A 9,042-nucleotide genomic window follows, 5' to 3' on the forward strand; every position below is an offset into this window, starting at 1 on the left:
AGTGAAGCGACCCGGACCATGACCCATTCGTCCAGATTGCTCTGGGTAATGCCCAAAAACTTCACCCGTTCAAGCAATGGATTATTCTTGTCACGTGCTTCTTCAAGGACGCGCTCATTAAAGTCCAGCCAGCTTAATTCCCGGTTGTTATAGTACTTGGGATTTTTAAAATCAATTTTGTCTGTCATTTCGCTTTTACACCTCTTTGTTTGAGAACGGCTTCATATCCATATGCTTCGGTGAAGAAGTGACTCTTTTGGTTAAAGACCCAATTCTCATACGCCAGATTGGCATTGCTGAAGACGGTAATGACCACTTTGGATTCCTTAATCGAAACAGAAATCTTTTTGATTTTCTGCTGACGATCATCGTCTAAGGCGTCAGCTAAACGTAAGATAGCAGCAAGCTTGGAGATCAAGCGCCGGCTTTCAGCAGAGATATGCTGGAAATGAATCAGATCTTCGTTGGGAGTCGTGGAACTGTGGTAACGGGCAATCGCAGCAATAACGCGAATGTCGTCCCTGGATAAACCAATAATTTCTGAATGTAAAATAATATATTCTGAATGTAAATAATGCTCATGAATCCCAACGTAATTGCCGACATCATGGAGAATCGAAGCGACTTGCAGCAAAATCCGTTCACGGCGTCCCAATTGATGAAGGGGCTTGAGCTGATCAAATAAGTGAAGGGAAAACTTGGTTACCAGGTCTCGGTGAACCGGCTCAACGTCATAATGGCCAGAGATGTTGAGGGCCATTTTGATAATTTCTGGTGTAAAGTCACGTTTGGAGTAGCCAAGTTCCGTTGAGGCTTGATTGACTAAGCCATCAACGACCCCCGAATTGGAAAACCCAATTTCAGCAGCGTTGGTTAAGCGTAAAATTCGTCGGGTTAGCAGCAGTTCCGGCAGTACCATCGGAATGTAATCGGAAGAAACCTGCAGTCGCTCGATCAAGAACTGATCGGACGCATCGACCAAATCGTCAACGAGTGAGATAAACTGACTGGCGGTGATGGTATCTCCGACATCAGCGTTTTCATAATTTTTAACCAGTTGCTGAAGCGGCAGTGACCCCAGCAAAATAATCTTACTTGGAACCGTATCTGAAACCACACTTGATGGATGACCAATGTAAAAATCATTCAATTTGGAATCAATGTAGTCGTTCAATAACCCAATCGAACTCGGTGCAGTCTGGCGCAAGCTTTGCAAATCCTCGGCAATCTTGATTGGCCCTAAGGCAAAACTAGTGGCGTCCACAAATTTGCCTTTTTTGAATTCAGTAATCGCAGTATTTCCAGACGTAATCCCAACCAAAAAGACCGTCCGCTTTTCATTTTGTTTATCGTTTCCCAATTCAATGGAAATATTCTGATTCCGAAAATAAGTCTCTTCATTAGATGAAAGCCATTCAATCGTCATTCCGGTATGGAGAAATAATTGATCGGCAATAAAATCTGAGTTCATCGCCTGATGAAGCGCACTACTTCCAAATAGCTTATAATTTGTCACACCATAATCGTTCAAAATCTGAACAAAACCCGTTAGCGCCTCGGACACTCGACTAACCGATTCATATTTGACCGGTTGGTCCTGATAAACATCATCACCAAGATTAATCTCTTTTTTGACGTGTTCCAAGGGTTTCAGACTCTTCAAATTCACAATTAACAGTTCCAAGCCTTGAACGTTCACCATGATAACGCCATAATATTTCGCTGCCATCTTCTTCACCTTCTGTGTGGATTTCCCAATTAAAAAACACCTAATCCCAAACTCTCTTATCAACGTAAGTATACAATATTTTATAAGACGTTGACCGATTCGAATCGCTTAAGTTAGAAGATTTTCTGAATTTTGGTAAAACTGACACCAACTTAGTCTAAAATTAACAATCGCTTTGTTTGACATCAAAACCCACAAGTTTGAAAATAACTTTGTATCAAATAATTCATCAAGAAAGAAGTGTATTTGATGACTGAACTTAATGCAGCAAACGCCGGAACATACAAGTTTGATGACCAATTTATTGTGAACCGACTCGGATACGGCACAATGCAGTTAACTGGTAAGGGTACTTGGGGACCATATTCGGATCCTGCTCATGCCGCTGATGTTGTGACCCGGGCAACTGAGCTGGGAATTAATTTCTTCGATACAGCCGACTCTTATGGTCCTTGGTTCGCTGATCGTTATTTGGCCGACGGACTGAAAGGTGCTGCCAACCGCGATCACATTTTCATTTCAGATAAGGTTGGTCAAACACGTCAGGGTCCTGGCATTTGGACACCACATGGTGAACCCAATTACTTGAGACAGCAAGTTGAAGTCTCAATGATGACCCTGGGAATTGATCACGAAGATTTGGTCTTCCTTCACCGAATTGACACTCACTTCCCAATCGCCGAGCAAGTTGGCGAACTCAAGAAGCTGCAGGATGAAGGCAAGATTAAACACATTGGTTTGAGCCAAGTCACCGTGGATCAAATTAAAGAAGCCCAAAAGTACGCACAAATCGATGCGGTTGAAAACCTGTACAACGTTGGCAATCACAAGGATGACGACGTGGTCGACTATGCCGAATCCCAAAACATGGCCTTTTTACCATGGTTCCCATTGGATACCGGAAAGCTGGTTGGAAATGACAGCCCGCTAAGTTCCATTGCCAAAAAGTATGGCGTCTCTGAAGCTCAGATTGCCTTGGCCTGGTTATTGAAACGTTCACCAAATATCCTACCAATTCCAGGAACCAGTTCGATTGAACATTTGGAAGACAACGTTGCCGCAGCAAACGTGACATTAAGCGATGCCGATTTTGAGCAATTAAGTAACCTTGCAAAATAAAGATTAGTGTCGACGTGAAACTGCTATTTAGCGCACAATTCAGCTAAGTAACCTCCAGACTGGTCGAAGCAAAACGGTTAGTTTTGCTTCGGCCTTTATTTTTATCCATTAATAATGTTCAGTTCACAATAGTTATAACTCGCCTTTCTACTTTAGAATTGTTATAATCTAGATAGAAGATTAGAAACGATTGGAGGGCTCACTATGAACAAACTATCGAACTATACACGGCTAATTGGCGTTTTACTGGTTGGCGTGATTGCCTTGATACTGCAATTTGCTCTGAACTTGCCGACGTATGCGCAAATTGTCATTTCAACACTCGGATCCCTGATTGCGCTTCTCATGTTCATTGACATGGTCAAAACATTGCGGTCCGGAAAATTTGGCGTTGACCTATTGGCAATCACCGCGGTGATCGCCACAATTGCAGTTGGGGAATACTGGGCTGCCCTGATCGTGTTGTTGATGCTGACTGGTGGTGACGCACTTGAAGATTACGCTGCCAACAAGGCGAATTCCGAGCTGCAGTCACTGTTGGAAAACTCACCACAGTCGGCTCATCTGCTTAATGGCGATAATATTGAAGACGTCCGAATTGACCAAGTAAAGGTTGGCGATAGAATCGTTGTCAAACCCGGTGAAGTCATTCCAGTTGATGGGACGATTACTGAAGGTGTTACGACCGTGGACGAGTCGTCGCTGACCGGTGAGTCTCGTCCAATTGACAAAATGGTCGGCCAAACGGTCATGTCCGGCGCAATCAACGGCGACTCATCATTTGATATGATCGCCGATAAAACTGCCGATGACAGTCAATACCAAAATATCATCCGACTGGTCAAGCAAGCTGAAAGCACCCCTGCCCACTTTGTCAGAATGGCCGACCGATACGCCGTCCCATTTACATTGATGGCCTACATCATTGCCGGTATGGCCTGGTATATCTCCGGCGATCCGGTACGTTTCGCTGAAGTGCTGGTTGTCGCCTCACCTTGTCCGCTCATTTTAGCCGCCCCAATTGCGTTGGTCTCCGGAATGAGCCGGGCCAGCCGAAGCGGGATTATCGTTAAAAGTGGAACCATCATCGAAAAATTAGCCAACGCTAAGACTTTTGCCTTTGATAAGACCGGAACGATTACCAAAGGGCATTTAACGGTCGACCAAGTCCACGCCGTTAACGGTTATACCAAAGAACAGGTGCTTTCGCTCGCTGCCGGAACCGAGCAGCAATCCAGCCATATTTTGGCCCGTTCACTGGTTGCTGCCATCCCTGATAAGATTCCAGCCGCCACAAACGTGATTGAAACAACTGCAGAAGGAGTTCAGGCAACCATTGACGGCAAGATTGTCAAAGTCGGCAAGCCCGCTTACGTTTCATCAGAGCACATCGATCCGCTCGACCAAACCACGGTTTACGTGTCGGTCGATGGAAAATACGTTGGCTACGTTTCCTTCTCTGACGAGGTCCGTCCTGAAGCCAAATCCGTAATGGATGGCCTTCACCAAATGGGCGTCGAACAAATCATGATGATCTCTGGCGACCGAAAACCAATCGCTGAAGAAATTGCTGATAGCGTCGGTATCGATAAAGTGTACGCGGAACGTCTTCCCCAAGAAAAAATTGCCGTTATTAAACAAGTTGACAAGAAGCTCAAGCCAATTGTGATGGTCGGCGATGGTGTCAACGACGCGCCGTCTCTGGCAACCGCCGATGTCGGAATTGCCATGGGTGCCCACGGGGCCACAGCTGCCAGCGAATCCGCAGATGCGGTCGTCCTTAAAGACGATTTGAGCTTAGTTGGAAAGGCCGTTAAAATATCAGACGACACCATGAACGTGGCCCGTCAATCAGTCTTAATCGGAATCGCCATTTGTACGATTTTGATGTTAATTGCCAGCTTCGGTGTCATCCCTGCAATCATTGGGGCCATGCTTCAGGAAGTGGTTGATACCGTCACCATTCTCTGGGCATTGAGAGCCCGTGGCGGCGACAAGCCGGAAGCTGATTTGGTTCCTGCACAGTAATTGTAAAAACAAAATGAATTCTTCAAATTAAATTCCTAATCGGAGTACGACTATCGTGCCCCGATTTTTATGTCCACAGAGACTAATTTTTAACATCCAGTTAAGAAAGGTGATGTTTACTTAAGAATAAGGTAATTTGTTAGCGCTTCCTCATTTGTGAGCGTACAATCCAGTTAATTCAAGAGAATCAGTCATGCTGTCCAACGTGAAAGACCAGGTGAAGCTGCTATGAAAAAAATAATTGGCCTGCTGCTGTCGCTGACTGTTGCAATTTCGATGGTAATTGACAGCTATATCGTGTTCTTTAATGGACCGAGACATTTATCAACAGCCCGTGAAAAATCCAGTCCAACCAAAACGACCACTTCAACCACTCAATCAAAAGCCTACAAAAACGGGACGTTTACCGGAAAAGAGGTCAGTACTGAATGGGGAACTGTTCAGGTTCGGGCCGTCATTCAAGGTGGTAAATTAACGCAAGTAGACGTCCTGAAATACCCAAATTCAGAAGACCGTTCCAGACAAATTAACAGCAGGGTTCTACCCACGTATAAACAAGAAGCAATTAAAGCCCAAAGCGCCAACATTCAACACGTTTCTGGTGCTACCGTTACCTACCGCGGCTTTAAAGGGTCTCTGCAAGACGCTTTAAATCAATCCAAGCAAAGTAATCAACAGAACCAGCAACAGACTGGCAGGTGAGATGAGATGAAAACAACTAGTTATCTACTTAAAACAGCCGTGATCGACAAAATGACAATTCCATTTACCGTTCGCCTTGCGTTAAATGACGAGGCTCCCGAAATTAGCCAACTATTTCAAGAATTAATTTCTGAAATCACTGCGGATTTGACAGACGTTGACGAGACTTTCTCACCCTTCAAATCAACCTCGTTGGTAACTCAATTTCGTGCCGGCGACCGTTCGCCGTTACTAACCTCGCCAGCATTTGCCGAAGTCTTTAGTCTCGCCCAAATTGCTCGGCAAGAAACCGACGGCTACTTTGATCCGTTCTTTGATGGCAACTACAATCCGACCGGACTCGTTAAAGGTTGGGCGATCAATCAAATTTTCGATCAGCGTCTGCGACCATTACTTGCTGATCCGGCTATTGTTGGCGTTTCATTAAATGGTGGTGGCGACATCGTGGTGGCCATTGATGAGCAGACCGACTTTCGCTGGCAGGTCGGCATTGAAGATCCCTTCAACGACACCATGATTTTGGGCCAATACGAGCTGGGAAATCAGGCGATCGCGACATCGGGTATCAACCGCAGAGGTGAACACATCAAACGAACGAGAAGTTCACTCCAGCAGGTAACCATCGTCAGCGACACACTCGTTTTCGCGGATACTTGGGCAACTGCTGAAATGGCAGCCGGAACCGAAATGCTTTTGAAGCTGATCGCAAAATATCAATTAACCGGCGTCCTGGTTGATGCCCACCGTGGTCAGCTCCACTTTTCCGAAGGGAGCGTTCAATCATGGTAAAGTCCCACAACTACGCACTCGGGCTGACTTGGGCGATCATCTTGTTCGTCATCCCCCTGCCGATGATTCAAACACTCGCCGTTGGGCTGCCCGCCGCTTACGCTGACGAATTTCAAGCAATTTACTTTGGCGCGATTGCTTACGCTTGGATGCTGGTCGCCATCTATTTGAGCACACGACCCAAATGGCTGGACCGCCTCATCGGCTTGCCAAATATGTACCTAATTCACGGCATGATGAGTATCGCCGCCGTTTTCCTCGCCTACCTTCACCAAAGTCAGACGGAGTCCATGGGCTGGATTAAGACCACCGGGGACTGGGCATACTGGTTATTGCTTGGGCTACTTGGCTACTCACTGATTTTTATGGCGGGGTGGCTCTCCAGCCGGGTAAAAATCGTCCAGCTCGTTAAATCCTGGTTGGCACCTTTATTTAAACACGAAGTTTCCATTTGGATTCACCGGCTTAATTTGGTCGCAACTGTGCTGGTATTTATCCACGTCATTTTGATCAACTATGTCGTCGCGATCAAACCGTTTATGTTTTGGTTCTATCTATATAGCGGCCTGACACTGGTTAGTTACATCTGGTCAAAATACCAGAATTGGGTCAGAAATTCAAACGCTTCATTGACAAATAATGTGGCGATCGCCGACAACGTTCGCGAGCTTGAACTGCAACCAAGCTCGAAGATTTCTGCGCTTCCAGGAGATTATATATTTGTTTCATTTCCCACCATCAAGGGGCTGTCAGAACTGCACCCATTTTCACTAGTCAACTCCCCGACGGATTCGTCGAAGCTCATTTTAGCCATTCGCGGAGATGGCGACTTCACCCGGTCTTTAGATCAAGTTCAACCGGGGACGCCTGCTAAAGTGACCGGCGGGTATGGACGTTATCAACCCTTTTTAAATGAGCATTTGGGGTATCAAAACATGGTCATTATTGCCGGTGGCATCGGTGTTGTACCGCTGCTCTCGATCATTGACAGCCATCCGGACGACAATATCCAGTTATTTTATACCGCGCATCGTCAGTCGGATTTGCTTTACCCAGAAAAGTTAGCCGACTGGCAGAAACGGCCAACGTTTCGACTTTTCCAGCAAGTTGGTCGATTTCAAGACGCCGAGGTTGTCCGTCAACTACCCAAGGACTGGCAAGTTAACACCATTTTCCTGTTTGGCGGACCAAGTAAAATGACCCGGCATTGGCGGCGCGTTCTCCTCCGACACGGCGCTTCATCCGGCCAAATTTATGCCGAAGAATTTGACTGGTGATGACCATAACTTGACAAATTTTCTGATTGCTTTATATTTGTAACGATAGCAGTAACGATATAATGAAGGAGGCAAACCAATGAGAATTCACGTTGTCATGCACAATAAAGAGACTGGTGAAGAATACTTAACATCAAAAAATCGTCGAAACAACCCCGATCGCTTGAAGTTAATGAAGTATTCACCAAAGTTGCGTAAACGAGTGTTGTTTGAAGAGAAAAAGAGCTAAATTCCAAATATTAAGACACTAAAAGCCGGAGAAAAGAAATCTCCGGCTTTTAGTGTCTTATAAACAAATTTCAATAATCCTTCTTTGACATCTCAATATTTCTTGTTGCCAGCGAAAGAAATTCAAGAAATTCAGGTTTGTCTGCCAATTGTAATTGGAGCTGTTTGATCCATCTCTGAACAAGTTTGCCATCACCACTGACCTCGAAAAAGTCATCCAAATCTTTTCGGAGTTGCCTTGGAGCGTTAGCAGAATCTTTTTTTGATTCAGGTACGACAACTTTATCATAGTAGAGTGCTGCGACCTCTTTTTTCCTATGTGGGTAAAGCTCAGGTAAATACTTTCGGATCATTGGTGCGCTATCATATTTTTTCAACTGGTCAAGCAGCTTTGAATACTCTTTTTCCGTTACTAAAATATCGCCAAACTCATAACGAGTGAGTTTCTTCTCCATTTCTTTTAAGAAGTTAGGATATATTTTCTCCCACAAGTTATCATCAATCATGATATTTTTGTAAAGTTCATAGGCATTTGTCTGGTGAGATAATACACGCTTCCTTAAAAGCGGAATCACCTTGGCCTTTTGATCAGACATCACATATAGTCCTGTAAGTGAATCATCCCAACGTTCTTTCTGCCAGGCATTATTTCTTGGCGCTTCAAGGAGAATCTTTTCAGCCTCGTCAAAGTTTTCCTGGGACTCCAGAAAAGAAACCCATTGCTGGCGAACATCATCAATATCCATATTTGCCGTTGCAATCTCTTTAGCAAGCCCTATCTGCCCAGTTTGAACGGCGATCATGATCCGCAAAATAATATGCTGCGTTTTTCGATCACCATTATCCCAAAAATCGGCATTTTTAACCAGTTTATCAGAAGCTGCAATCACTTCATCTGCGACATCTCGGGTGATCATCTCATGAATACTTTCGATGAATTCGTATCGTAAATTATCGTATCCCTGGAAGGCGTTACTGCCAAATAGTTTTAGAGCTTGTTTTAAGTACTTCTTCTGCAATCTAACATTCAGGCGCCCAGCATACTGAAAAACAAATTCCTCCAAACCATCGAACGTCTCTTCGATGGTTTGGAGGATGTCGTTATTTTCGTACGTGTTGTCACGATAGACGACCATCAAATTTTTAATGATTATCAATAATGATGGAAAC

8 protein-coding genes and 1 pseudogene are annotated in these 9,042 nt (G+C 44.8%); 6 read left to right on the forward strand and 3 right to left on the reverse strand.

Annotated elements, in window-relative coordinates; genetic code table 11:
- Together AB3112_RS05450 and AB3112_RS05455 are read right to left on the reverse strand one after the other, a co-directional pair.
- Positions 1 to 188 (reverse strand): annotated as a pseudogene (locus AB3112_RS05450) (RNA degradosome polyphosphate kinase); the annotation flags it as partial.
- The gene (locus AB3112_RS05455; RefSeq protein WP_084998082.1) at positions 185 to 1,729 is read right to left on the reverse strand and encodes an HD domain-containing protein; all 1,545 of its coding nucleotides are present in this window, start codon (positions 1,727 to 1,729) and stop codon (positions 185 to 187) included. The gene AB3112_RS05455 and the pseudogene AB3112_RS05450, both read right to left, overlap by 4 nt.
- Before the next feature lie 249 nt (positions 1,730 to 1,978).
- On the opposite strand from AB3112_RS05455, the gene AB3112_RS05460 reads away from it, so the two are divergent.
- From AB3112_RS05460 to rpmG, 6 genes are all read left to right on the forward strand, one after another.
- Positions 1,979 to 2,848, forward strand: a complete 870-nt coding sequence (locus AB3112_RS05460) for an aldo/keto reductase (RefSeq protein ID WP_084973284.1) — start codon at positions 1,979 to 1,981, stop codon at positions 2,846 to 2,848.
- 204 nt (positions 2,849 to 3,052) lie between these two features.
- Positions 3,053 to 4,876, forward strand: coding sequence for a heavy metal translocating P-type ATPase (locus AB3112_RS05465; RefSeq protein WP_367334078.1), 1,824 nt, complete (start codon positions 3,053 to 3,055; stop codon positions 4,874 to 4,876).
- Positions 4,877 to 5,104: 228 nt separating this feature from the next.
- The gene (locus AB3112_RS05470) at positions 5,105 to 5,578 is read left to right on the forward strand and encodes an FMN-binding protein (RefSeq protein WP_084973288.1); all 474 of its coding nucleotides are present in this window, start codon (positions 5,105 to 5,107) and stop codon (positions 5,576 to 5,578) included.
- A 6-nt stretch (positions 5,579 to 5,584) separates the two neighbouring features.
- A complete protein-coding gene (locus AB3112_RS05475; RefSeq protein WP_367334079.1) occupies positions 5,585 to 6,367 on the forward strand; it encodes an FAD:protein FMN transferase in 783 nt (260 codons plus the stop codon).
- A complete protein-coding gene (locus AB3112_RS05480) occupies positions 6,361 to 7,644 on the forward strand; it encodes an FAD-binding oxidoreductase (protein WP_367334080.1) in 1,284 nt (427 codons plus the stop codon). The genes AB3112_RS05475 and AB3112_RS05480 overlap by 7 nt, the downstream gene beginning before the upstream one ends.
- A gap of 79 nt (positions 7,645 to 7,723) precedes the next feature.
- The gene (gene rpmG / locus AB3112_RS05485) at positions 7,724 to 7,873 is read left to right on the forward strand and encodes a 50S ribosomal protein L33 (protein WP_057909022.1); all 150 of its coding nucleotides are present in this window, start codon (positions 7,724 to 7,726) and stop codon (positions 7,871 to 7,873) included.
- A gap of 70 nt (positions 7,874 to 7,943) precedes the next feature.
- On the opposite strand, the gene AB3112_RS05490 is transcribed toward rpmG, so the two are convergent.
- On the reverse strand, positions 7,944 to 8,891 hold the full coding sequence (locus AB3112_RS05490; RefSeq protein ID WP_367334081.1) for a hypothetical protein: 948 nt from the start codon (positions 8,889 to 8,891) through the stop codon (positions 7,944 to 7,946).
- Between the last annotated feature and the right edge of the window lie 151 nt (positions 8,892 to 9,042).

Origin of the sequence: Lentilactobacillus sp. (assembly GCF_040773105.1) — a bacterium.
In the GTDB taxonomy this organism is placed as follows: domain Bacteria; phylum Bacillota; class Bacilli; order Lactobacillales; family Lactobacillaceae; genus Lentilactobacillus; species Lentilactobacillus parabuchneri.

Excerpts from the sequence above, each read along its gene's own strand:
- AB3112_RS05455 (WP_084998082.1), bottom strand. The coding sequence starts at position 1,729 with ATGGCAGCGAAATATTATGGCGTTATCATGGTGAACGTTCAAGGCTTG.
- AB3112_RS05460 (WP_084973284.1), top strand. The coding sequence starts at position 1,979 with ATGACTGAACTTAATGCAGCAAACGCCGGAACATACAAGTTTGATGAC.
- AB3112_RS05465 (WP_367334078.1), top strand. The coding sequence starts at position 3,053 with ATGAACAAACTATCGAACTATACACGGCTAATTGGCGTTTTACTGGTT.
- AB3112_RS05470 (WP_084973288.1), top strand. The coding sequence starts at position 5,105 with ATGAAAAAAATAATTGGCCTGCTGCTGTCGCTGACTGTTGCAATTTCG.
- AB3112_RS05475 (WP_367334079.1), top strand. The coding sequence starts at position 5,585 with ATGAAAACAACTAGTTATCTACTTAAAACAGCCGTGATCGACAAAATG.
- AB3112_RS05480 (WP_367334080.1), top strand. The coding sequence starts at position 6,361 with ATGGTAAAGTCCCACAACTACGCACTCGGGCTGACTTGGGCGATCATC.
- rpmG (WP_057909022.1), top strand. The coding sequence starts at position 7,724 with ATGAGAATTCACGTTGTCATGCACAATAAAGAGACTGGTGAAGAATAC.